General features: G+C 66.3%; 23 protein-coding genes. 10 read left to right on the top strand and 13 right to left on the bottom strand.

What is annotated here, in order from left to right; all coding sequences use genetic code 11:
- Positions 1-11: 11 nt before the first annotated feature.
- The 5 genes from QX039_RS01740 to QX039_RS01720 all read right to left on the bottom strand — a co-directional run bounded on the left by QX039_RS01740 (position 12) and on the right by QX039_RS01720 (position 5,402).
- Positions 12-1,196 carry an acyl-CoA dehydrogenase family protein gene (locus QX039_RS01740; protein ID WP_315739264.1) on the bottom strand — a complete coding sequence of 395 codons (1,185 nt, stop codon included), beginning with the start codon at positions 1,194-1,196 and terminating at the stop codon, positions 12-14.
- Positions 1,190-1,981 (bottom strand): ABC transporter ATP-binding protein, encoded by a 792-nt coding sequence (locus QX039_RS01735; RefSeq protein WP_315739263.1) that lies wholly within the window; start codon positions 1,979-1,981, stop codon positions 1,190-1,192. Before QX039_RS01735 ends, QX039_RS01740 begins: the two co-directional genes overlap by 7 nt.
- Positions 1,975-2,988 carry an ABC transporter permease gene (locus QX039_RS01730; protein WP_315739262.1) on the bottom strand — a complete coding sequence of 338 codons (1,014 nt, stop codon included), beginning with the start codon at positions 2,986-2,988 and terminating at the stop codon, positions 1,975-1,977. Before QX039_RS01730 ends, QX039_RS01735 begins: the two co-directional genes overlap by 7 nt.
- On the bottom strand, positions 2,966-4,057 hold the full coding sequence (locus QX039_RS01725) for an ABC transporter substrate-binding protein (protein WP_315739261.1): 1,092 nt from the start codon (positions 4,055-4,057) through the stop codon (positions 2,966-2,968). Before QX039_RS01725 ends, QX039_RS01730 begins: the two co-directional genes overlap by 23 nt.
- A gap of 250 nt (positions 4,058-4,307) precedes the next feature.
- Positions 4,308-5,402 (bottom strand): LLM class flavin-dependent oxidoreductase, encoded by a 1,095-nt coding sequence (locus QX039_RS01720; RefSeq protein ID WP_315770955.1) that lies wholly within the window; start codon positions 5,400-5,402, stop codon positions 4,308-4,310.
- Between the two features lie 302 nt (positions 5,403-5,704).
- Between QX039_RS01720 and QX039_RS01715 the strand changes: the two genes are divergently transcribed.
- From QX039_RS01715 to QX039_RS01675, 9 genes are all read left to right on the top strand, one after another.
- Positions 5,705-6,565 carry an ABC transporter permease subunit gene (locus QX039_RS01715; RefSeq protein ID WP_315739259.1) on the top strand — a complete coding sequence of 287 codons (861 nt, stop codon included), beginning with the start codon at positions 5,705-5,707 and terminating at the stop codon, positions 6,563-6,565.
- Positions 6,562-7,281 (top strand): ABC transporter ATP-binding protein, encoded by a 720-nt coding sequence (locus QX039_RS01710; protein ID WP_315739258.1) that lies wholly within the window; start codon positions 6,562-6,564, stop codon positions 7,279-7,281. Before QX039_RS01715 ends, QX039_RS01710 begins: the two co-directional genes overlap by 4 nt.
- A gap of 17 nt (positions 7,282-7,298) precedes the next feature.
- Positions 7,299-8,315 (top strand): NrtA/SsuA/CpmA family ABC transporter substrate-binding protein, encoded by a 1,017-nt coding sequence (locus QX039_RS01705; protein ID WP_315739257.1) that lies wholly within the window; start codon positions 7,299-7,301, stop codon positions 8,313-8,315.
- A gap of 41 nt (positions 8,316-8,356) precedes the next feature.
- Positions 8,357-9,586: an acyl-CoA dehydrogenase family protein gene (locus QX039_RS01700; protein ID WP_315739256.1), complete on the top strand. Its 1,230-nt coding sequence runs from the start codon at positions 8,357-8,359 to the stop codon at positions 9,584-9,586.
- 62 nt (positions 9,587-9,648) lie between these two features.
- A complete protein-coding gene (locus tag QX039_RS01695; protein WP_315739255.1) occupies positions 9,649-10,221 on the top strand; it encodes a flavin reductase family protein in 573 nt (190 codons plus the stop codon).
- 28 nt (positions 10,222-10,249) lie between these two features.
- Positions 10,250-11,209: a serine O-acetyltransferase EpsC gene (epsC, locus tag QX039_RS01690; RefSeq protein ID WP_315739254.1), complete on the top strand. Its 960-nt coding sequence runs from the start codon at positions 10,250-10,252 to the stop codon at positions 11,207-11,209.
- A 254-nt stretch (positions 11,210-11,463) separates the two neighbouring features.
- Complete coding sequence (locus QX039_RS01685) at positions 11,464-11,691, top strand: hypothetical protein (protein WP_315739253.1); 228 nt, start codon at positions 11,464-11,466, stop codon at positions 11,689-11,691.
- A 57-nt stretch (positions 11,692-11,748) separates the two neighbouring features.
- Entirely contained in the window at positions 11,749-13,092 is a 1,344-nt protein-coding gene (locus tag QX039_RS01680; protein WP_315739252.1) for an LLM class flavin-dependent oxidoreductase, read from the top strand.
- A 76-nt stretch (positions 13,093-13,168) separates the two neighbouring features.
- Entirely contained in the window at positions 13,169-13,996 is an 828-nt protein-coding gene (locus tag QX039_RS01675) for a MetQ/NlpA family ABC transporter substrate-binding protein (protein WP_315739251.1), read from the top strand.
- A gap of 58 nt (positions 13,997-14,054) precedes the next feature.
- Here the strand turns inward: QX039_RS01675 and QX039_RS01670 are convergent, their stop codons facing one another.
- From QX039_RS01670 to QX039_RS01655, 4 genes are all read right to left on the bottom strand, one after another.
- Positions 14,055-14,909: an NADPH-dependent oxidoreductase gene (locus tag QX039_RS01670; RefSeq protein WP_315739249.1), complete on the bottom strand. Its 855-nt coding sequence runs from the start codon at positions 14,907-14,909 to the stop codon at positions 14,055-14,057.
- Between the two features lie 135 nt (positions 14,910-15,044).
- Entirely contained in the window at positions 15,045-16,274 is a 1,230-nt protein-coding gene (locus QX039_RS01665) for an LLM class flavin-dependent oxidoreductase (RefSeq protein ID WP_315739248.1), read from the bottom strand.
- Entirely contained in the window at positions 16,271-16,645 is a 375-nt protein-coding gene (locus tag QX039_RS01660; protein WP_315739247.1) for a ferredoxin family protein, read from the bottom strand. Before QX039_RS01660 ends, QX039_RS01665 begins: the two co-directional genes overlap by 4 nt.
- Positions 16,642-18,237, bottom strand: coding sequence for an FAD-binding protein (locus QX039_RS01655; protein ID WP_315739246.1), 1,596 nt, complete (start codon positions 18,235-18,237; stop codon positions 16,642-16,644). The genes QX039_RS01660 and QX039_RS01655 overlap by 4 nt, the downstream gene beginning before the upstream one ends.
- Positions 18,238-18,685: 448 nt before the next feature.
- Here QX039_RS01655 and QX039_RS01650 point away from each other — a divergent pair, with 448 nt between their 5' ends.
- A complete protein-coding gene (locus tag QX039_RS01650; protein ID WP_315739245.1) occupies positions 18,686-20,110 on the top strand; it encodes an FAD/NAD(P)-binding protein in 1,425 nt (474 codons plus the stop codon).
- On the opposite strand, the gene QX039_RS01645 is transcribed toward QX039_RS01650, so the two are convergent.
- From QX039_RS01645 to QX039_RS01630, 4 genes are all read right to left on the bottom strand, one after another.
- The gene (locus QX039_RS01645; RefSeq protein WP_315739244.1) at positions 20,092-20,868 is read right to left on the bottom strand and encodes a MetQ/NlpA family ABC transporter substrate-binding protein; all 777 of its coding nucleotides are present in this window, start codon (positions 20,866-20,868) and stop codon (positions 20,092-20,094) included. The genes QX039_RS01650 and QX039_RS01645 overlap by 19 nt on opposite strands.
- A 257-nt stretch (positions 20,869-21,125) precedes the next feature.
- Positions 21,126-21,908 carry a class II aldolase/adducin family protein gene (locus QX039_RS01640; protein WP_315739243.1) on the bottom strand — a complete coding sequence of 261 codons (783 nt, stop codon included), beginning with the start codon at positions 21,906-21,908 and terminating at the stop codon, positions 21,126-21,128.
- 184 nt (positions 21,909-22,092) lie between these two features.
- Complete coding sequence (locus tag QX039_RS01635) at positions 22,093-22,758, bottom strand: methionine ABC transporter permease (RefSeq protein WP_315739241.1); 666 nt, start codon at positions 22,756-22,758, stop codon at positions 22,093-22,095.
- Positions 22,748-23,869, bottom strand: a complete 1,122-nt coding sequence (locus QX039_RS01630) for a methionine ABC transporter ATP-binding protein (RefSeq protein WP_315739240.1) — start codon at positions 23,867-23,869, stop codon at positions 22,748-22,750. The genes QX039_RS01635 and QX039_RS01630 overlap by 11 nt, the downstream gene beginning before the upstream one ends.
- Positions 23,870-23,980 lie beyond the last annotated feature (111 nt).

Raw genomic sequence — 23,980 nt, 5'->3', positions numbered from 1 at the left:
TCCTCAGGTTCTCAGAGTCCAAGCGCCAGACGGCCGGCGGCGATCCGCGTGGCGTCGTCCTGCGGGGTATGCACGCGGCCGCACAGCACGTCGCGATAGTGCCGCTCGAGCGGGTTGGCGCGGCTGAGGCCGTGATTGCTCGACAGCGACAGCGCGTCCTCGACGGCCGCCACCGCATTGTTGGTGACGGTCAGCTTGATGACGTTGCCTTCGACCGGGCTGACGACCCTGCCCTCGTCGAAATCGCGCGCCACGCTATCGATCAGCCGCGCATTGACCTGTAGCCGCGCCTCGATCGCGCCGAGCACCTCCTGCGCCCGGGGCAAGGTCGCGAGCGGTGCGCCGAGGCTCGACGGCGTCCGCGTCCTCAGGAAGTCGACGATCCAGTTACGTGCGGCGCGCGCGACGCCGTCATAGATCGCGCCGACGAAAGCGGCATGAACCAGCGCCTGCGTCGGGTTCTGCACCCGCCAGCCCTCCGGCTTGCGCAGCTCGATCTCATGGTCCAGCGGGATCACGACGTCATCGAACACGACGTCATGGCTGCCGCTCGCGCGCAGGCCGAGATGATCCCAGGTCTCCAAAATGCTGATGCCGGGCAGTCCGGCCTGGACCAGGAAGAGTCCAAGCCGGGGCTCGGCCTCGTCGGTCTTGGCCCACACCGAGTACCAGCTCAGGATCGGCGCACCCGTCGAGTAGATCTTGCGGCCGCTCAGCCGCCAGCCGGTGTCGGTGCGCCGCGCAATCGTTTCCGGCAGGCCGCCGCGCGACGGCGAGCCCAGCGCGGGTTCGACGCGGAACGTGTTGATCAGCGCGCCCCGCTCGACCGAATCCCGCGCGAGCTTGCGCGCAAGCCGCGGCGGATACTCCTGGTGCCGCGCCATCACGAAATGCTGGATATAGTGCATCGCCAGCACCAGTGCCGTCGACGGATCGGCTTCGGCAATGATCCCGAGCACGCGCGCGGTGAGACGTGCGCCGGCGCCCTGCCCGCCAAGCGCGGTCGGCACGGTCAGCGACAGCAGGCCCGCGTCGAACAGGTCTTGAAAATTCTGGAACGGGAAGCTGCGGTCACGGTCATGCGCCGGCGCACGCTCGGCGAAGACAGGCACGAGCCGCAGGGCTCGTGCGATCAGCTCTTCGTCGTCCACTGCACCGGCCGGGCGCGGCGCGATGCTTTCGATGGCGGCTACCATGTTGCCTCCAAGCCGAGGAGCCCAAGGATCTGCCGGCGCAGATCGGCAAGATGCGGATCACCGCGATGCCGCGGATAGGGTCTGTCCACGACGATGTCGGCCTTGATGCGCGCGGGGCGGTCGCTGAGCACGATGACGCGATTGGCGAGCACCAGCGCCTCCTCGACGTCGTGGGTGACCAGCAGCGTCGTGAAACCCTTGCGCTGCCACAGCGCCACGAGCTCCGCCTGCATCGCGATGCGGGTTAGCGAATCGAGCTTGCCGAGCGGCTCGTCCAGCACCAGCACCTTGGGATCGTTGACCAGCGCCCGCGCCAGCGCGACGCGCTGCGCCATGCCGCCGGAGAGCTGATGCGGAAAGGCGTTGCGGAAGTCGGACAGCCCGACCAGGTCGAGCGCCGCATCGACACGATGGCGCTGCTTCTTGAGGATGCCCTGCGCCTCCAGTCCCAGCGCAACGTTGTCCCGCACCGTGCGCCATGGAAACAGCGTCGGGTCCTGGAACACGACGACGCGCGAGGGATGCGGTCCCCTGATGCTGATCTCGTCCTCGCGCAGCACGCCGCTGCGCGGCTTGTCGAGGCCGGCGATGAGACGCAACAAGGTCGACTTGCCGCAGCCCGAGGGCCCGAGCAACGCGACGAACTCGCCGGGCTCGACGATCAGGCTGACATCGTCGAGCACCTTCAGCTCGGCGCCGTCGATGTCGAAGGCATGGTCGACATGGGCGATGTCGATCGCGGCACCCGGGAACGCCGCCCGTCGAGCTTCCGAAACGGCTACCATTTCACGACACCCTTCTGCCAGACCAGCACGCGGTCACGGGTCTTGAACAGCAGCGTGATCGCGCCAGAGCAGAGCAGCGACATCACCAGCAGCGCTGCATACATGTTGGCGTACGCCGCCCAGCCCTGCGCCCATTGCAGGTACCAGCCGAGACCGGCCTTGACGCCGATCATCTCCGCGACGACCAGCACCGCAAAGGAGGCCCCGAGGCCCATGAACAGGCCGACGAACACATGCGGCAGCGCCGCAGGGATTGCGACCTTCAGCACCAGGAACGACGGCTTGGCGCCGAGCGTCCGCGCGACGTCGTAGTACGCGGTTGGCACGCTGGCGACGCCGGACCATGTCAGCACTGTTACGGGGAAGCCGGTGGCGAGTGCGATCAGGAACGTCGACGCGCTCCAGCTGGTCGGGAAGCTGAAGAAGGCGATCGGCAGCCATGCCGTGGCCGGCAGCGGTCCGATGAAGCGCAGCACCGGATGCACCCAGTAGCCGATCCGCGTCGACCAGCCGATCGAGACACCCGTGACGAAGCCGATGGTGGCACCGATGAGGTAGCCGCCGAGCTGCAGCTTGATCGACGCGAAGACGCTGTCGAGCAGCTTCGGCAGATCGTCGGTGTAGACCTCGATGATGGCCTGCGGCGGCGGAAAGAACGGCAGCGGCAGCCAGGCGTATTTCGCGGTGCCAAGCTCCCACAGCGTCAGGAACACGCCGAGCGCGATGAACCAGGGACTTCGCTTGCGCACGCCGACACCCGCACGTCCGAGCAGGTGCGCGGCAAGACTGGCCAACAATAGGATTGCCGCGATGACAAATCCGGCGCCCGCGAGATCGGTCGTGCGCGACCAGTCACCGATGTCCTCGCGGACGAGGCAGGATGCGCCGAAGGCGGCCCAAGCGAGCGCCGCGGCAATGCCGGGCGCCACCTCGCGGAGCTTGTCGGAAAGCAAGCTGCTCCGCGCGAGCTCGCCGGCGGCGACGTCAGACAGAGAAAATGTCGACATAGATGCGCTCGGCGAATTTGCTGGTGTCGGTGCTGGGCTTGAAGACGGAGACGACCTTCAGGTCGTCGGCATAGGCCTTCAGCTCCTGCTTCAGCGGAGCACCATGCGGATGATGATGATGGGTGTGATAGCGCACCATGCCTTCGAGATCGGCGAGCGTCGCCTGCTTCGGCGCGTAAGGCTGGAACGACTTCGCCGCCTCGACCGGGTTCTGCGCCGTGAACATCGCGGCATCGAGCAGCGCTTGCGTGATAGCGCGGCCAACCTGCGGCTCCTCGCGCACGAGGCTGCCACGCAGGCCGAGGATGCAGCAGACGCGGTTCTGATACTCGCCGTCGAGATTGGAGGCGACCTCCTTGTAGGCCGGGTCCTTCAGCCAGAGATAAGCGAGCGGATCGGACGCCAGGAACGCCTGCGTCTCGCCCTTGTCGGCGGCGACGTTGACGACGGCGCCTGGATAGACGCGCCAATCGACATCCTTCACCGGATCGATGCCGAGCCGCGCGAGCTGGATCGAGAAGAAGTTCTTGTCGGGACCACCGAGATCGCCGACGGCGACCGCCTTGCCCTTGAGGTCCGCCAGCTTGGTGATGCCGGAATCGCTGCGCGCCAGCACCCGCATGCAGCCGCCATGGGTGCCGGCGGCGATCTTCACGTCGAACCCCTGCTCCAGCGGCTTCAGCCAACGCAGCGCCATGCCGAGGCCCGCATCGCTCTTGCCGGTCGCGATGGCTTCCAGCAGCTGATCGGTCGAGCCCGAGTAGTTGATCAGCTCGACATCGAGATTGTACTTCTTGAAGAGGCCCTGGTCGATCGCCACCGGAACCGGCGTCAGGCACACTGCGCCGGCATTCCACGACAGTTTCAGCTTGCGCGGCGCGCCGGTGAGAGCTGGCACTTCAGCCGCCGTCCGGCAGATCGGAAACTGCTGAAAGTCGATCTCCGGCGCTGCTCGCAAGGACAGAGCCTGCGCGGCAAGGCCGCCGAACGGCGCCACCAACGCGGCTCCGGCGCCTGCCTGCAGCAGCCGACGCCGGCTCAAAGCGCTTGTCGTCTCCGTGTTATCCATCACCCTCTCCTGCCGACAACGCTCCGCCTATGCGCAGGCGCATGGCGCCCGCACTCCATCCGCGGAATGCCTCGATGTCTCGTTGACCGTGCGCTGTCGTCAGCGCCCCAATGATGAATGGATGATGCGTTCGCCCGTCCACATCGTCAATGAAATGGATTTTCGAATGTGGCGCGACGGTGAGCGAATATCTCCCCGCGCAACGAACTTCACAAAGCAATCAGTTCTTCCGCGCGCTTCGCAGGCGAGATCACCCCACACGTCGGCCGGAATCGGCCGTCGCGAGACCAAGATCGCGCTGTCGCTGCCGCACGCGCGGAATGATCTCGTCCGCGAAGTGCTTCATCTCGGACTCGAACGGCTGGAACTGCAGCATGAACAGCTCGATGCCGGCGGCGTGGAAGTCGATGGCGCGGTCGGCGACCTCCTCATAGCTGCCGACCAGCCCGGCGGCCGTACCGCCATTGCTGCCGACGCGCGCGCTCTTTTGCATGGTCTGCATCATCACCACCTTGGGGTCGGTGTTCTGCTTCTGGATCGCCTTCATCGGCGCGTCCTTCTCGGCGAGAAGCAGCAGCCGCTGATGCGCAGCTTCCGCCTCCGCCGCGGTCGGACGTGCGATCACAAAGGCCGATAGGCCAAAGCGAAGCGGCGGCGCCGCACCTCTCGGCCGCGCCGCAACGTCGCGGATCAGGCCGGAGACGTCGGCGAGCGGCTGGCCGTTGATGAACCAGACGTCACCGTGATCGGCGACCAACGACCGCGCCGGCTCGAATTCGCCGCCGACATAGATCCGCGGCCGGACCTGGTAGAGATCCTTCGGCCGCAGCGCGTAGTCCTGCACGTCGAAATAGCGGCCCTTGTGCGTGAGGCGCTCGCCCTGCAGCAGCCGCGACACCACCGAGATCCATTCTCGTCCATAGGCGTAGCGCTCGTCATGCTCGGCGAAGCCGATGCCGGCGCGCTCCAATTCGGGCTTGTTCCAGGCATTCACGAGATTGATGGCGAAACGCCCGCGGCTGATGTTCTCGATGCCGAGCGCCATCTTGGCGAGCACCACGGGATGATACAGATACGGCTTGATCGCGGTGATGATCTCGATCCGGCTGGTGAGCGCTGCGAGCGCCGCTGCTGCGCTCCAGGCCTCGAGCTGATCGAGATCCTCCTGGTGCGGATTGATCGTGTGCTGGGCCACCAGCGTCGAATCATACCCCAGCGCCTCGGCCTTCAGCACGAGATCGCGATTGCGCTCCCAGGAGGCATCATAAGGCTCTTCCGGATCCTGATGCGCCGCGCGCGGGCCATGTACCGAGGCCCAAATGCCGAAACGAAGCGGACTTGTCATGGTCGACCCTCACGATCTGCACGTCTCTCGCATCGTCATCTCGACGAAGCGCGATCCTCTTCACCGGTACTAACAAATTCGGAAAAGAAGTTCTTGCCGCTTTTGGCCCGCGCGGGAAATCGAAAACCTCCAGGCCTGACGACAATTGGAAAACGGCTCTATTTCGATCAGCCAAGTTTCGTGGGACAGTTTGCCGGCGCGCAACGAGGCGGCACGACACGGCTGCCTGCGCGCATCCGATCTACAGATCTGTCGAGTGATCTCTATCGGCAGAGGCATGACATCGCGAGGACGACGCACTCTTGAGCAATCTCGAACAAGCTGCCGGGACGATCGAGCTGCCGCAGACCAATCGTGACGCCGCGCGCCCCAGCGCGGACAGGCGTCGCGCGCTGAGCCCGGCGACGCTGCAGGCCCTGTCTTGGCTCGCGCCCGCCCTCCTCATCGTGATCTGGGAAGCGGCGGCGCAGGGCGGCTATCTGTCGCCGCAAGTCCTGCCGGCGCCAAGCAAGATCATGCGCACGGCCTTCAAGCTGACGACGCAGGGCACCCTGCTGAACGATCTCGGCGTCAGCCTGCTGCGCGCTGCTGCCGGCTTTGCGATCGGCGGTGCCATCGGCTTTGTGCTCGGCATTCTCGTCGGCTTCTCGCGGATCGCCGAAGCGCTGATCGACCGCAGCGTCCAGATGATCCGCGCGATCCCTTTCCTCGCCATGCTGCCGCTCGTGATCGTCTGGCTCGGCGTCGGCGAGGCCGAGAAGGTGTTTCTGGTCGCACTCGGCGTGACCTTCCCGATCTACATCAACACCACGCTCGGCATCCGCCAGGTGGATCCGAAACTGCTCGAGCTCGGCCGGGTCCAGGCGCTGTCGACGCTGCAGCTGATCCGCCGCATCATCCTGCCCGGCGCCCTGCCCTCCATTCTCACCGGCGTCCGCTATGCGTTGGCGACCGCGTGGCTCGCGCTGGTCGTCGCTGAGACGATCGGCGCGCAGTCCGGCCTCGGCTTCCTCGCGATGGACGCCCGCGAATTCCTGCGCACCGATGTCATCGTGCTGACCATCGTGATCTACGCCCTGATCGGCGTCGGCGCCGACCTGATCGCGCGCTGGCTGGAACGGCGGCTGCTCGCATGGCACCCGAACTACGGAGCGGCGCGATGACGGTCCAGTTCGCGCCGCCGCTGCAGGGCGCCACCGCGCCTGCGGTGATCGTCAATGGTCTGCGCCGCGCCTATGGCGAGCGTACCGTCATCGAAGGCCTCGATCTTCGCATCGAACGCGGTGAGTTCGTGGCGCTGCTCGGCGAGAGCGGCTGCGGCAAGACGACCTTGCTGCGCGCGCTGGCCGGGCTCGATCCGATCCAGGCTGGCCGCATCATCGGGCCGCGCCGGCCCGCCGTCGTGTTCCAGGAACATCGCCTGTTGCCCTGGGACAGCCTGTGGCGCAACGTCGCGCTCGGTCTCGATGTGCCCGACGCGCGCGCCCGCGCCGCCGCGGCGCTGGCAGAGGTCGGCTTGGGCGACCGCCTCGACGACTGGCCGCGCAATCTCTCGGGCGGCCAGGCGCAGCGCGTCGCGCTCGCTCGTGCGCTGGTGCAGCAGCCGGAGCTGCTGCTGCTCGACGAACCGTTCGCCGCGCTCGACGCGCTGACCCGCATCCGCATGCACGCGCTGGTACGCGAGCTCGTCGCCAACCATCGTCCCGGCGTGCTGCTCGTCACGCACGACGTCGACGAAGCGATCGCGCTCGCCGATCGCATCCTGGTGATGCGCGACGGCCGGATCGCCTTCGAGCACCGCGCGGATCGCAGCGGCACGGTCGCCCGCGGCGACCTGCTGGCTGAACTCGGTGTGCTCGGTTCACACGCTCACGATTGATTTTCGGAAGGATCGACATGTCTTCGGATGACTTCTCCCGCCGCCAGTTCCTCGGCACCGCCGCCTTCGGCATCGGCGCGCTCGCCGGCTTCACCCTGACGGATGACGCATGGTCCGCGCCCGGCCGCGTCACGGACACGGTGCGTCTCACCTGGGGTCTCTCGGGCCTCAACCTGATCGCCAAGGAGCGCGGCGAGTTCGAGAAGCTGCTCGCCAAGGACGGCATCAAGGTCGAATGGCTCGGCCCGTTCCCGAACCACGCCCCGACCTTGCAGGCCGTCACCGGCGGCACCGCGGATTTCAGCTTCGGCGGCTCGACCACGCCGGCGCTGGCCGCGATCATTGCCGGCTCGCCACTGGTGTTCACGCAATTCGTCGTCTACGAGCCCCGCACGACAGCGATCATCGCCCGCGACGATTCCGGCATCAACAAGGTCGAGGATCTCGTCGGCAAGTCGGTCGCCGTCAACCGCTCCGGCCTCGGCGAATTCCTACTGGTCGCCGCGCTGGAGAAGCACAAGGTCGACCGCTCCAAGGTCAAGTTCGTCTACCTCAATCCGCCGGACGCGGCGCCGGCGCTGGCTTCGGGCAAGGTCGACGCCTGGTCGATGTGGAGCCCGGGCGTCGATATCGCCCGGCTCGACTACAAGGCGCACGACATCTTCCTGGAAGGCCGCGATCTCGAGTTCCAGATCGACTACACGTCCTATCTGACCACCCGCAAGTTCGCGACCGAGAATCCGGCCCTGGTACGCGCCGTCAACGAGGCGTTTCGCGCCGAGGGCAAATGGATCTCGGAGAACAGCAAGGACGCCGAATACATCGCGCAGAAGGCCGGCAAATACAGCGATCAGATCCGCGACCAGTTCATCGCGCTGAACCGCAAATACCGCTATTTCTCCGTCAACGACAAGCAGTTCGTCACTGACCTGCAGAAGGCCGCCGATTGGCTGGTCGAGCGCAAGGTGCTGCCGGAGCCCGTCAATGTCGCCGACCACCTCGCCCAGATCGACGAGCCGACGCCGCAACGCTGAGCAGCTCGCTTCCTCTTGTCTCGCTATCGTCCGGATCCGTCATGAACAAGCCGCTGCCCACCAAATCCTTCACCACCGAGCCGCCCCTTCCGCTCGCTCCTGGCGCACTCGAGACCCTGCTGGCCGCAATCGCCGAAGGCGAGTCGGACCGCGAGCGCGAGCGCATCCTGCCGCACCAGCAGATTGCGCTGATCAAGCAGGCGCGGCTTGGCGCGCTGCGGCTGCCTGTCGCCGCAGGCGGCGCCGGCGGCTCGATCCGCGATCTGTTCCAGATCGTGATCCGGCTCGCCGAGGCCGATGCCAATGTGGCGCACATCCTGCGCAATCATTTCAGCGTCGTCGAGCGGCTGGTCCGCAATCCCCGCGACGACCAGGCGCGCGAATGGCAGAAGTCGGTGGCCGGCGGCGCGATCATCGGGCTTGCCACCACCGAGCTCGACAGTCCCCAGGTCGGCAACATCACGCCGAACACGACCTTCACGCCCGACCGCGACGACTATCTGCTGAACGGCACCAAATATTACAGCACCGGCACCCTGTATTCCGACCTCGTACTGGTGCGTGCGGCCGATCCGAGCGGGCGTCCCGGCGCCACGATCATCCCGGTCAACCGCGACGGCATCGAGCTGATCGACGACTGGGACGGCATGGGGCAACGGCTGACGGCGACCGGCACCACCCATTTCCGCAACGTCAGGGTCAAGCAGCAGGAGATCGTGTTCGACGCTCCGGACATCGGCTACGGCGTGCCCTATTCGAACACGTTCGCGCAGCTGTTCCTGACCGCCGCCGTCGCCGGCATCAGCCGCGCCGCCCTGCGCGACGCAATCGCGCTGGTCCGCTCGCGCAAGCGCACGTTCTATTATGCGCCGCATGAAAAGCCGACCGAGGACCCGCTGCTGCAGGAGACCATCGGCAAGATCGCGAGCGCGGCGCATGCCGCGGAGACGGTCGTCCTTGTCGCGGCCGAAGCGCTCGACGCGGCCACGGAGGCGTTCGATGCCGGACGCGCCGATGCCGAGGAGCTGGCCCACCGGGCTGCACTGCTGTCGGCGCAGGCCAAGATCATCGCGGATGATGCGGCCATCAAAAATGGCGGACACATCTTCGACGTCGGCGGCGCCTCGTCGACCAAGAAGGCCACCAATTTCGACCGGCACTGGCGCAACGCCCGCACCCTGTCGTCGCACAACCCGGTCACCTACAAGGAGCGGGCGATCGGGCAGTATCTGATCAACGGCACGCCGCTTCCGGCCAAGGGCTTCTTCTGACCGACGGCGCTGCCGCGACGAGGGACACGGCCAATACGGCGCGTGCCCGAGGGAGGCGACGGATGAGCAAGCGTGACCTTCATCTCGTATCTGAGACCGCGTTCGATCCCCAGCACTTCCACTCGGCCCTGCGCCGTGTCGCGGCCGGCGTCAGCGTCGTGACCGCGGGCCGCGGCGAGGAGATCACCGGGGTGACGATCGCCTCGCTGATCTCGCTGTCATCAGAGCCGCCGCGGCTCATGATCAGTCTCGGCAGCCGGTCGTCAGCGTTCCCGCTGATCGCTCGCGACGGCTGGTTCGGCATCAACATCCTCAGCTCGGACCAGCTCGCGCTCGCTGATCGCTTCAGCACGCCGCATCTGTCGGGACAGCAGAAGTTCGAGGGCATCGACTGGTCGCGCGGCCCGGCCGGCGTCCCGCTGCTGCAGCACGCCCAGGCCGCGATCGCGTGCGAGGTCGACGAGATCATCGAGCGCTACGCGCATGCGATCATCGTCGGTCGCCCCGACAGCGTCGAGCTTGCGCCCAAATTGTCGAGCCTGCTGTATTGGAACGACCAGTATGTCGAGGTCGACCGCAATGCGGATCTCGACCTGCTCGCCGAGGTCAGCGTGCCCTTGACCCATGTCCGGTGATGACGCGCATGCGCACGGAGGAAACGGCATGAGCTCTCGCCCCACCACGGGATCGGGTCCGGACAACGCCACCTCTGCAGGCGAACGCTGGGGTCTCGACCGGCTCGTTGCGGAGCTGCGCGTGTCACGCGAGGAGACGCACAGCATCCGCAAGGACGGCGTCATCCACCGGCCGCCATCGCGCGACAAGCTGGCGCAGATCGTCTCCGCGCTCACCGAAGCGATGTTCCCGCGCCACTATGGCCAATACGATCTCGACGGCGAGAACATCGACTATTTCGTCGGCCACCGGCTCAGCATCGGGCTCGATCTGCTGTCGGATCAGATCCACCGCTCCGCTTTGTTCGTCGGCGATGAGCTGATCCCCGGCTTCCGCCAGCCCGAGGCTGTGGAGCTGACCCGCCGCTTCGCGGCTGGGCTGCCAACCCTGCGCGGTGTCCTGATCAGCGATCTGCGCGCCGCCTTCGTCGGTGACCCCGCCGCCAAGAGCTTCCCGGAGATCCTGATCGGCTATCCCGGGATGACGGCGATCATCCATCACCGGCTCGCCCATCTGCTCTATGGCCTCGACGCTCGCCTCGTGTCGCGGCTGATCGCCGAGATCGCCCATAACAGCACCGGCATCGACATTCATCCGGGCGCCCAGATCGGCTCCGGTTTCTTCATCGATCACGGCACCGGAGTGGTGATCGGCGAGACCGCCGTGATCGGCGACCACGTCCGGATCTACCAGGCCGTGACGCTCGGCGCGCGCCACTTCCCGACCGAGGAGGACGGCACGCTGATCAAGGGTGACGCCCGCCATCCGATCGTCGAGGACGACGTCGTCATCTATGCCGGCGCCACGATCCTCGGCCGCATCACGATCGGACGGGGCTCGACGATCGGCGGCAACGTCTGGCTGACCCACGACGTGCCCGCGAACAGCGTCGTGACCCAGGCCTCCCTGCGCAACAAGGTCGGTGGACCTGCGCTGCAGAAGTCATGATCGACTCATTTTGCGGTGACGGCGACAGTCGCCGCGACCGAGCACACGGTCGATCGACGATCCGCTGTGCAGGAAGGCAGCCGCTCGAAATGTCGCTCCCCCGTTCCTGATGAGGACGACGCATTCATGCTCGTGCCCCGATCAACAATGCAAATCCATTTCATCGACAGCATCGGGACAGGGCCACTAGATTTTGACCTCCCGCAGCCGGCGCCAGTCGCTCCGATGGCTGCAGCGTTTCAACGGAAGCTGCGATGTTCGACCCTCTCGCCGTGATCAGTCTTCAGCAGAATACGCCCGGGCTTGCCGGTACCGGTGAGCCGCCCGGCGGCATCCAGGACCATTCCGGCAAGCGCTGCCTGGAGGGCCACAAAGCAGGTCTCGACCTCCGCGCCGGCATCAACTGGCTGGCCGATCAAATCGCCCGGCGCCTGCGATCGGCTCACGACTTGAGCTACGCATCCGCCCGCGATCCGCACTAGCCGATATCGGTCGGTTGCCGATACACGCACATCAGCACGCCACAACACGAGCGCCCCATGAGCCAGCGTCGCCAACTGAACCTCAACCTCTTCATCTATCCCGGCGGCCATCACGAGGCGGCCTGGCGCTACAAGGGCTCGGCGACCAGCCGCGCGCTCGACATCACCTACTATCAGCAGCTGGCAAGGACGGCGGAGCACTCCAAGTTCGATGCGATCTTCTTCGCTGACGGTCCGGCGCTCGCCGACAACGTCCGCTACGCGCAACGCTTCCGCTTCGAGCCGATCACCTGGCTGTCGGCGATCGCCGCCGCGACCAGCCGCATCGGCCTGATCGGCACGGCTTCGACCACCTATCACGAGCCGTATAATCTGGCGCGCCTGTACGCCTCGCTCGATCATCTCAGCGGCGGCCGCGCCGGCTGGAACATCGTCACCACAAGCGCGCCACAGGCGGCGCAGAACTTCGGCCTGCCGGAGCATCCGCCGCATCATGAACGCTACGAGCGCGCCAAGGAATTCCTCGATGTCGTGACCGCGCTGTGGGACAGCTGGGAGGACGACGCGGTCGTCAACGATCCCGCCTCCGGCATCTTCGCCGACACCGACAAGGTCCATGCGCTGAACCATGTCGGCAAGTATTTTCGCGTGCGCGGTCCGCTCAACGTGCCGCGCTCGCCGCAGGGGCGGCCGGTCTACGTCCAGGCCGGCTCGTCCGAGGATGGCCGCGCCTTCGCCGCGCGCTTCGCGGAAGCCATCTTCACCGCGCACCAGACGCTTGGGAGCGCGCAGGAGTTCTATGCCGACATCAAGCGCCAGGCGCGCTCGCTCGATCGCAATCCGGATCACGTCAAGATCCTGCCCGGCATCAGCCCGTTCGTCGGCTCGACGCAGGCCGAAGCCGACCGCCTGCAGGAGGAATTCAACGACCTGATCCAGCCGGACTATTCGCTGGTGCAGCTGCGCCAGATGCTCGGTCTCGACCTCCAGGGCTTCGATCTCGACGGCCCGTTCCCGCGTCATCTGATCGAGACCGACGGCGCGCGCGGCGTCGCCAGCCGCTTCAAGCTCGTGGTCGACATCGTCGACCGCGAGAAGCCGACGATCCGGCAGCTGATCCAGCGCCTCGCCGGCGCACGCGGCCATTGGGTGATCGCCGGCACGCCGGAAAAGATCGCCGACAACATCCAGACCTGGTTCGAGAACGGCGCCGCCGACGGCTTCAACGTGATGCCGCCCTGGCTGCCCGGCGGCTTCGACCTGTTCGCCGAGCACGTCGTTCCGATCCTGCGCAAGCGCGGCCTGTTCCGCGAGGACTACACCGGCAAGACCCTGCGCGAGCATTACGGGCTCGACCGTCCGGACAGCGCCTTCAGTCACCAGGTCCAGGCGATTGCCTGAGATCCGTTCCCGAGCGGCGCGGACGCCTTGCAAGGCATCCGCGCCGCTCTTCGTTTGTCGAAGCTTTGGAAGTCCCATGCCTGCATTGACACGATCGCAAGTCCTCCGCCTGCTCGCCGCCTCGACGCTCTCCCTGTTCACCGTCACCAGCGCGTCGGCGCAGTCGGCCGAGAAGAAGGAGCTCAAGGTCGGCTTCGTGCCCGGCCCCTATATCGACGAGTTCAAGATCGGCGTTGCGCCCGAGCTTGCGAAGAAAGGCTATCAGATCCGCTATGTCGAGTTCTCGACCGGCCTCGAGGCCAACAATTCCGTGTTCAAGAGCGAGATCGACGCCAATGTCATGCAGCACACGGTGTTCCTGAACTCCTACAATGAGCGGCAGAAGACCGATCTCACCGGCATCGTGCACGTGCCGACGCCGCCGATGGGGATCTATTCCAAGAAGCACCCGCTCGGCACCAAGATCGGCGCCGGCGCCAAGATCGCGGTGCCGAACGATCCGGTCAACCTGCAGCGCGCGCTGTGGATCCTGCGCGATCTCGGCCTGATCGAGATCCGCGACTCCAAGCCGGTCGACGTCACCGAGCTCGACGTCATCAAGAATCCCGGCGGCATCAAGATCGTCCCGCTGGAGGCCGCGCAGGCGCCGCGCGCGCTCGACGACGTCGACTTCGCCGCCGTCCAGGGCAACTTCGCGATCTTCAGCGGCCTGAAGCTGACCAACGCCTTCGCGCTGGAAAAGATGACGACGCCCTACATCAACGTGGTCGCGGTCAAGCGCGACAACGCCGAGACCGCCTGGGCGAAGGACATCGTGGCGGGCTACAAGTCGCCAGGCTTCAAGGCCGCGATCCTCGCCGATCGCTTCTATGACGGCTTCACGCTGCCCGATTACATGAAGTGACCAACGGCGGCGGCCCGCGCTCGTCACGGGCCGCCGTTGATCTCGGTCGACGCCAGCTCTACTTCAATCCGAAGCCCAGCGCGCGCAGCGCCTCGGTCAGCTTGTCGCGGCCGTTGAGCGCCTTCGCCGAGCCCAGCCGGTTGAGCACCGTTTCACGCCAGCCGACTGGTGCCACGCCCTGGCTGGTCTGGAAGTCCCGCAGCGTCTCGTCATAGGCGGCGATGCCGTGGATCTCGTCCGTCGGCGCGTAGCGCTCGCGATGCAGGATCACGCTCTGGCGCAGCCGCGGCTTGACGTCCTCGCCGGCGGCCCGATCCGCATAGCCGACACACAGGCCGAACACGGCAAGCACGTTCGGCGGCAGGCCGAGCTCCTCGGCCACCGCCTGCGGGCGGTTGCGGATCGCGCCGATATAGACCGAGCCGAGCCCGAGCGCCTCCAGCGCCACCACGGCGTTCTGGGCTGCGAGCGCGGCATCGATGATCGCGACGAACAGCGTCTCCAGGAAATGGATGCCGTCGTCGGAGCGCCCTTCGCGCCGTGCCAGCCGTTCGGCCCGCGACAGGTCGGCAAGCCAGACCAGGAACAACGGCGCCTCGCGGATATGCTTCTGGTTGCCGGCGAACTCCGACAGCCGCTGCTTGCGCGCGGGATCCTCGACCGCGACGACGCTCCAGGTCTGCAGGTTAGAGGACGACGCGGCCGACTGCGCGGCGGCTACCAACGTCTCCACGGTGTGCGGCGGCACCGGATCAGGCCGATAGCTGCGGATCGAGCGATGCGCCAGCAACTGGCCGAGGATGTCCTCGGCGCCGGCGGCGACCGCAGGGATATGCGCGCCATAACGCTTGCGCAGCGCCGCCGTGACATCGTCTTCCGCCGCGCGCGATGTCCTCGTTTCAACAATCGTCATTCCAGTCCCTCACGTCATGCCGTGCGCTTTTCGCGCCGGCAGTCATCTCGTCCAGCTCGCACTTCGATCCGCAGCAAAGCCGACCTCGCGGACGACGGCAATCCCCATATCGCCCGCGTCGGTCGGCGCTCACGGCTACTCGGCGGCCTCCGCAGCAGCAGGATGAGCCACTGTCTCAATCACGGGTTTACGCAAGCCCGCCTGCTCCATCAGCGGCAGCACGCGGCGGCCGAAGAAGTCGAGGTCGGGCTTGAAATCGTACAACGACAGCTGCAGGCCATCGACGCCGGCCTTCTTGAGCTGGACGAACTGCTCGACCACCTGCTCGGGGGTGCCGATCACCTCGATGTTGCCGCCGATCGCCCGGCGCTTGGGCGCATCGACGCCGACACGGCCGCGCCAGGCATGAGCGTCGCTGTCGAGCCGGTTGAAGTCGCCGACCGGATCGGCATGGGCGACGATGGCATCGTGATAGGTCCAGGTCTCGCGCTCGGTCTCGCGGCAGATCACCATCGGATTGAGCAGCGTCCGCACCTCGCGGCCGAGATCGCGCGCCGCCTGCTTGACCCTCGCCGTATGCGCCGGCAGCGCAGGAATGGCGCTCTCGAAGCTCGAGCCTGTCGGGCTGGTGATGAAGACGATGTCGGAATAGCGCGCGGCAAAGGCGATGCCGGCGTCCGAGCCGGTGGCGTTGACCAGCACCGGCCGGCCGTAGCGCGGCTTCGGCGTCACGAAGGCGCCGTTGAGCTTCCAGGACGACTGGCCGGAGAATGAGTAGTTCTCAGTGTCGCCCCACAGCCGCTGCAGCACTTCAAGAAACTCGGCGGCGAGTTCGTAGCGGCGGTCGTGATCGATCCGGCTCCAGCCGAACGCCTCGTGCTCGGCGGCGCGATGGCCGGTCACGACATTGATGCCCCAGCGCCCGTTGGAGATGTGATCGAGCGTGGCGCCATATTTGGCGAGATGCAGCGGATGCAAGGGACCGTAGAGCACGTGGATGGTCGAGACCAGGATGATGCGCCGGGTCACGCTGGTCAGCGCCGCCGTGGTCATAAACGAGTCGAGCGCCTCGCCGGTGAAGACGCCGCCATAGCCGCCCTTGGGCAGCCATTGCGACAGCGCGAACACCAGATCGAAGCCGAGATTCTCCGCAGCCAGCACCAGGTCGCGGTTGTAGTCGAAATGCCAGGACGTCGTCCGCGGCAAGGTCGACGCGCTCCAGCCGCCGGCCTGGATCGGCAGGAACAGGCCGAGCAGCAGCGGCTGCTGCAGCGCCTGCGACAACGGGCTGTCCGGCCGGTCGGCCGGTCCCGGAAAGCCGTCGAGGCCGACAAGGGCTCCTGGCCGGTGGGTGATGATGGTCATGCCGTCCTCCTGTCGTCTGCGGCGGCTGCACGCACGGTTTCGCCGGCGCGGCGAAACACCGTTTCCATCAGCCATTGCTCGTTAGGAAACTGCCGGGCCCATTCGTCCCAGCCGGAATGCTTGCGATATTGACCGAGGCGTCCCGAGGCCACCGCCTCGCCCGGCGTGATCGTGACGCGGCGGTCGCAATCGGGCGCGACGTAGATCGCATCCGCGCGGCAATACAGCTCGCACATGAAGCAGGTCTGGCAATCCTCGACCCGCGCCAGCAGCGGCGGCCCCGACGACGCGCGGTCGAGCACGTTGGTCGGGCACGCCTCGACGCAGGCGCCACAGTCCGTGCAGCGATCGGCAACGATGAGCTCGATCATGACGCGGCTTCCAGGGCGATTGGAGCTGCCGGCACACGGCGCGTGTCGGCTGCGATGTCGACGCGATCGAGGCCGCGGCTCACCAGGCGCACTGCGAGGTCCGGATCGACGCCGGGATGATCGAGCCTGCGATGCATCCCCCTGCTTTCGGTCCGCTGTCGCGCGGTCGCGACCGACCAGCGCGCCGTTGCGACCAGCGCCGCCGTCTCGCGCGACCGCAGCGGATCGCCGCCCGCATGGTCGGCGATCTCGCGCCAGAGCCCGTCGAGCGACCGGAGCGACGCAGCCAGCGTCGATTCCTTGCGGAACAGGTTCTTGTCGAATGGATGCATCTCGGCGCGGACGCCGGCCCTGATCGCGTCGAGATCGCCCGCTCTGCTCCGCACCCTCGGCCGCAGGCCGGCCTGTCCGAGCGGAATCAAGGACGAGGCTTTCGACCCGATGCTGCGCGCCAGTCGCGCGGCGGCCTGCCCGGCACGGACGCCCGACGACAGCGCCCAGGCCGAATTGATGCTGCCGCCGCCGGAGATCGCACCGGCAACCTTCTCGCGCGAGGCGTTGTCGCCGGCGACGAACAGCCCCGGCACGGCAGTACGCCCGTCGAGATCGTCGACCCTGACGCCGCCGAGACCACGGATGGTACCGTCATTGTGCAGCGTGACCTCGAAGCGATCGCGCCAGGGATCGACGCCCCAGCGATCGAACACCAGCGGCACGTTCGGCGAGATCGTATGCAGGCGGGCCTTGATGTCGTCGGGCAGAAGATGGAGCGAGCAAAACACCGGTCCAGCAAGCATAGCCTTGGCCAACCCGACCGTCTGCTGCGGCCCGAACGGCGGATCGAGTTCGCGCCCGTCGGCGTCGTAATAAGTCGCGAACGCATAGGCCATGCTGCGCGTCATCGTCGAATGCGCCGGCGCGATCGTGTAGGCCGCGGTGAATTCCATCCCTGAGAGATCGGCGCCGGCTTCCGCCGCCAGCAGATAGCCATCGCCGGTATTGGTGCGCGATCCCAAGAGATGCGACAGGAAGCTGGTGCCGCCGGCAGCGAGCACAGTCGCACCTGCGGCGATCTGGTAAGGCCGCGCCCCATCCTGACGGCGAAGGCCTCGTGCACCGCCGATCGTGCCGTCACTGCGCGCCAGCAGTTCCAGCACTGGCGAATGGTCAAGGATCGTGACGCCATGATCACGCGCAAAGGCACGCAGCGCCCGCATGTATTCGGGACCGCGAACCGCGCGATAATTGGTCTGCCCGTCATCGTCGATGCCGAACGCGTAGTGGCTCGCGAGCGTTGGCAATGTCCGCCAAGTCTCCGCGATGATCCCATGCATCCATGCGGCTTCGCCGAGACCGAGACCCGCGATGACACGCTGGCTGACGGCCTGCTCGCGCGCCTGCGGCGGCACCCACCAGTGACCGGGGCCGGTCGCGGCCGTGACGCCGCTGGTGCCGCAATAGCCCTTGTCGACGAGGATCACCCGCGCACCGGCGCGCGCGGCCGAGACCGCAGCCCAGGCACCGGCCATGCCGCCGCCGATGACGAGCACGTCGGCGGTGAGCGATAGTGGATCTGGCCCTGAAGCAGTCACGGCGACACCGGATGTGTCATCCGCAAGGCGCGCGCCCTCGTTCGTTCTGCCGGCGTGGCCTGCGCAACCATGTTCCGAACTCCGCAGCCGTGCGCAAACGACGCACGCGCGCCGTCATGGTCATCCAGTGCGGCGTCGCTGGCAATTTCAGAGTTGCGCGATTTTCAAACGCTCTGTTCTCGCCGCGATCCATGATCGGAGAAGATTTCGGTCGAGTGTTCCAGGCTTCCATCGCCGCCCGGCGCGCCAGCCGGCTGCAAATAATATTTCTATCGCAGCGTCGCTCATGACGACACACCTGCGACAACAATCTGTATGTTCTTGGAACACCATCGATCGGAACGCGCCAACAAGTAGAATATTCGTCTTTCCGAATCCGGCCGATGTTTTACGTGCTAGACTACAAACGTAGCACATCGTCCGCGCGCGAGAGAAAAGGCATCTTTGCATGGGCCGTTTTCCAGAACGACACGTGATCATCGTCGGCGGCGGCGCATCCGGCGTCCTTCTGGCCTATCAGCTGCTGCAACGCCCGAAGTCCGATATCCGGGTCACCTTGATCGAGAAGCGTTCGGAGGTCGGTCGCGGGCTGGCCTATCACACCGGCAATGCTGATCACCTGCTCAACGTGCGCGCTGCCAACATGAGTGCGCTGCCCGATGATCCCGACCATTTCTGGCGCTGGCTGTCGGCGCACGAGCATGGCCTGCGGCTTTGTCCCGATCCGTTCTGCTTCGTGCCTCGCCGCCTTTATGGCGACTACATCGCCAGCCTGATCGCGCCGTTCCTGGAGACCGAGGACGGCGCCCGGCGTCTCAGCATTATCCGTGGCGAATGCACCGCGGTGAGCGAGGGCGCCCACACCGTCACCGTGAGCCTCGCCGACGGAACGCGACAAGTCGGCGACGTCGCGGTGTTCGCCACCGGCCATGACGCCGCCATCCCGCGCTCGGCCTGGCATGCCGATCCCTGGATCTCGCCGTCCGTTCCCGGCTTCAGCCAGGATTCGCCGGTGCTCATCCTCGGCGCTGGCCTGACCATGACGGACTACGTGCTGTCGCTGCTGCGCGAGGGCCATCGCGGCCCGATCCTCGCGATCTCGCGCCGCGGCCTGATGGCCAAGGGACATCGGCGTATCACTCCCTGCAAGATCAGCGAGGATGAGGTTCCGTTCGGTGCGCGCGGCAGCGTTCTGCTGCGCTGGTTCCGGCAGCGGATCGCCGCCCACATCGCCGAGGGTGGCGACTGGCGCGGCGTCATCGACGCCGTCAGGCCGTTCAGCCATCGGCTGTGGCAGGACTTGCCGCTGGCGTCCAAGCGCAGCTTCCTGGAGCATGCGCGGGCATGGTGGGATGTGCATCGGCACCGCATGGCGCCCGAGGTGGAGAAGCGCATCGCGCAGGCGATCGCGGACGGCCAGCTTCGGGTCGCCGCCGCCAAGCTCGTCAAGATCGACGGTGGGACGCAAGGCGCCCGCGCGCATTATCGCCGGCGTGGCCGCAGCGAGATCGAGACGCTCGAGGTCGGTGCCGTGATCGACTGCACGGGGATCGTCAGGGACCCCCGCGCCACCGCCAATCCTGCGGTCCGCAGCCTGTTCGATCAGGGGCTGGCGCGTTGCGATCCGCTGCGGATCGGCATCGAGGTCACGGCGGATTGCGCCATCGTCGGTGCCGATGGCACGCCGTCACAGCGCCTGTTCGCGATCGGCCCGCTGACTCGCGCCGCCTTCTGGGAGATCATCGCGATCCCGGACATCCGAAGCCAGTGCGCCGATCTGGCGGACCGGCTATTGCAGGCCCGCCCGATCGTCGGGTCGCCGCGCGATGCGCCGGCGTTGGCGGCGGTTGCCGATCACCAGGTCGCGATGTAGGTGCCCTTGAAGCGCGTCTCCAGGAACGCCTTGACCGGCTCGGAGTGGTAGGCCTCGATCAGCTGCTTGACCCAGGGCTTGTCCTTGTCCTCCTCGCGCACCGCGAGGATGTTGACCCAGGGCCCCTCGGCATTCTCGCGCGCGATCGCATCTTTGGCGGGATTGAGCCCGGCCTGGACGGCGTAGTTGTTGTTGATCGAGACGAGATCGACATCGGCCAGCGCGCGCGGCAGCTGCGCCGCGTCGAGCTCGACGAATTTCAGCTTCTTCGGATTGTCGGTGATGTCGACCACTGTCGAGGCGACATTGCTCGGATCCTTCAGCTTGATGACACCGTGCAGCGCAAGGATCATCAACCCGCGCGCGCCGTTCGACGGATCATTGGCGATCGCGACCTTGGCGCCTTCCGGAAGCTCGGCCAGCGTCTTGTATTTCTGCGAATACACGCCCTGCGGCGAGGCGATGGTGGTCGCGACCTTGACGATCTTCCATCCGGTCTTGGAGATCTGGTTCTTCAGATAGGGCTCGTGCTGGAACGAGTTCGCCTCGAGATCCTTCAACGCCAGCGCCTGGTTTGGAATCACGTAGTCGGTGAACTCGACGACCTTGATGTCGAGCCCGCGCTCGGCAGCGACCTTCTTCACGACGTCGATGATTTCGGCATGCGGCCCGGCGGTCACGCCGACGCGGATGGCTTCCGCTTGTGCGGGAAGGATCAACGACACAAGGGCGGCAATGGCAACAATGGGAAGGCGCATTCAAGTCTCCAACGAAACAACCTAGTTTCGTTGCTCACTAGCGCCGCAACAGCCGGGCCGCAATCGCAGGTGCGAACAAAGCAATGGACGCGCTCTCGCGGCTGATCATTGCGTGCAAATGTTCTTTCTTCTCAGCCATTCTGATCGATTCATTCTCTCAACCTGTAGCCCGGATGAGCGAAGCGACATCCGGGCTCACACGAGGCGTGGAGAAGAACCCGCATGTCGCTGGCGCTCATGCGGGCTACTGATGTTCTTCAGTTGAACAGATCCGGCTCCTGCGCCGTGATCCAGTCCCACAGCGGCTGGAAGCTGAAATAGCCACCCTTGTGGGTGCCGACCTGCCCCGCCGTCAGCTTGGCGATCTCGTGCGGGATCGGCTTGGTGGGACCGGCGGCCTCGGCCAACAATTGCGTGCGCGCGGCATTGTCCATCGCGATGTACCACCACGCTACAGCCTCGATGGTCGGGCCGACAGTCAGCAACCCGTGATTTTGCAGGATCGCGGCCTTCTTCGTCCCCAACGCCTGGGCGATTTTTCTGCCCTCATCGGCATCGAGCACGACGCCGGTGAACGGGTCGAACAGCACGTGATCCCCGTAGAAGGCGCAGGAATCCTGCGTCAGGGGATCGAGCAGTCGGCCGAGCGTGGACCACGCCTTGCCATAGGTCGAATGCGTATGCGCGGCGGCGATCACATGCGGATGCGCCGCATGGATCGCGGAGTGAATGACGAAGCCGGCCTGGTTGATCGGCCTGTCGCCGATCAGGATGTTGCCATCGTGATCGACGAGTTGCAGGTCGGACACCTTGATCTGGCTGAAATGCGCCGACAGCGGATTGATCCAGAACCGGTCGGGGAATTCCGGATCGCGCACGGTCACGTGGCCGGCCAGGCCCTGGTCGAAACCGTAGCGGGCAAACAGGCGGAAGGTCGCCGCAAGGCGCTGCTTGCGATGAAGCCGCTCCTCCGCGAACGTGGCGGCGGGCTGGCGCTCGACGAGCGCAAACTTCCTGGGTTTTTCGACGAGCGTATTCATGTCCGTTGACCTCTTGCCTCGAGCGCGCGCGTCCATCGCGCGGTCAACTCGTTAGGCTGATGGTAGAACGAACCGCGCGAGACGATCTTTTCAAAGATCGCGGTTCACCGGAAATGCCGGCGAGCCCTCGTTTCCCACGTCAACCGAAAACATCTCCGCCGCGCCGTCGCAGCGCAATCTCTGCTCAGCGCTGCCGCAGCCTCCGATTGAGCCGGCGCGCGAGATGATCACCGACGGTCTGCACCGTCTGCACCAGCGCGATCAGGACGACGACCACGGCCAGCATCATCTCCGGCATGAAGCGCTGATAGCCGTAGCGAATGCCGAGGTCGCCGAGACCGCCGCCGCCGACCGCGCCGACCATCGCGGAATAGCCGAGCAGGCTGACCACAGCGAGCGTCAGCGCCAGCACGAGGCCCGGCAGGGCTTCCGGGATCAGCACCTTGAACACGATCTGCAGCGGCGTCGCGCCGAACGAGGACGCGGTCTCGATCAGGCCGCCATCGACCTCGCGGATCGCCGCCTCGACCAGCCGCGCGATGAACGGCGTCGCCGCCACCGTCAGCGGCACGATCGCAGCCCCCGAGCCGATCGACGTGCCGGCGACGAGGCGCGTGAACGGGATGATGGCGACGACCAGGATGATGAAGGGCGTCGAGCGCGTGGCGTTGACGACGACGCCAAGGATCGCGTTGGCCGCGGGCGCTGCGAACAACTCCCCCGCGCGGCTCGTCGCAAGGAAGACGCCGAGCGGCAACCCGAGCGAGGTCGCGACCAACGCCGCGGTCGAGACCATGAACAGGCTCTCGCCGGTGGCCTGGATGATCAGGTTGATGAGCTCAGGAGACATAGCCGAGACGCTCCGCTGCGAAGCGATGCTGTGAGAGATAGGCCAGCGTCTGCCGTGCCGCCGCTTCCCCGCCGGGAATGCCGAGGATCAGCGAGCCGACATGCTGGCCGCCGATCTCGTCGATCCGCGCCGACAGCAGCGCGACGTCGATCGACAGCTCGCGTGCCAGCCGCGCCACCAGCGTGTCGCCGGCATCCGAGCCGCGCACCTGGACGCGGAGCACCGTCTGTCCGATCGGCACAAGCTCCTGCACGAGCCGGCTCGCCAGCGACACCGGCACGGCATCGCCGAGCACCTCGGCCAGGAAGGTCTGCGTGGTCGGATGCTTCGGATGGGTGAAGATGTCGGCGACATGGCCGCGCTCGACGACACGCCCATCATCGATCACGACGACTTCCTTGGCGAGCTGGCGGACCACGGACATCTCGTGGGTGATCAGGATGATGGTGACGCCGAGCTCGCGATTGATGTTGGCGAGCAGGTCGAGAATCGCCCGCGTCGTCTGCGGATCGAGCGCCGACGTCGCCTCATCGGACAGCAGCACGTTCGGCCGCGTCGCCAGCGCGCGCGCAATGCCGATGCGCTGCTTCTGACCGCCGGACAGCTCCGCCGGGTAGCGATCATGCTTGTCGGCGATGTCGACCAGCTCCAGCAGCTCGGCGACCCGCGTCCTGATGTCGGCCTTCGACCAGCCGGCGATCTCGAGCGGGAGTGCGATGTTGTCGGAGGCCGTGCGCGACGACAGCAGGTTGAAGTGCTGGAAGATCATGCCGATCGAACGCTGCGCCAGCCGGAGCGCCTGGCCGCGCAGAGCCGAGATGTCGCGTCCATCGACGACCACCCGTCCCGCCGTCGGCTTCTCCAGCCCGTTGATCAGCCTGACGAGGCTCGACTTGCCGGCGCCGGACCGTCCGATCACGCCGGTGATGGAGCCCCGCGCGATCGCGAAGTCAATATCCTTGAGCGCCTCGACATCCGGCTTGTCGCGATAGGCGGGATAGATCTTCGACAGTCCCTCGAAGCGAACCATCGGCTCGGCGACGAGAGACGAAGGGACGAGACAGGCCGGCACGACCGGCTCGGCGATCCCCAGGGTTGGGTGGGCATTCATGGACTGACCTTGGACTGACCTTGGCTTCAGATGCTGCAGCGCACTCGAATTGCGCTCACCATCGCCTGCGATCAGTCCAGAGGCAATTTCAGAAAATGCCCCCAAGTTGGA

It is taken from the genome of Bradyrhizobium sp. SZCCHNR1043 (assembly GCF_032489675.1).
In the GTDB taxonomy this organism is placed as follows: domain Bacteria; phylum Pseudomonadota; class Alphaproteobacteria; order Rhizobiales; family Xanthobacteraceae; genus Bradyrhizobium.
Note: the sequence above shows the minus strand (reverse complement) of the source record. Positions and strands in the feature narration are given on the sequence as shown.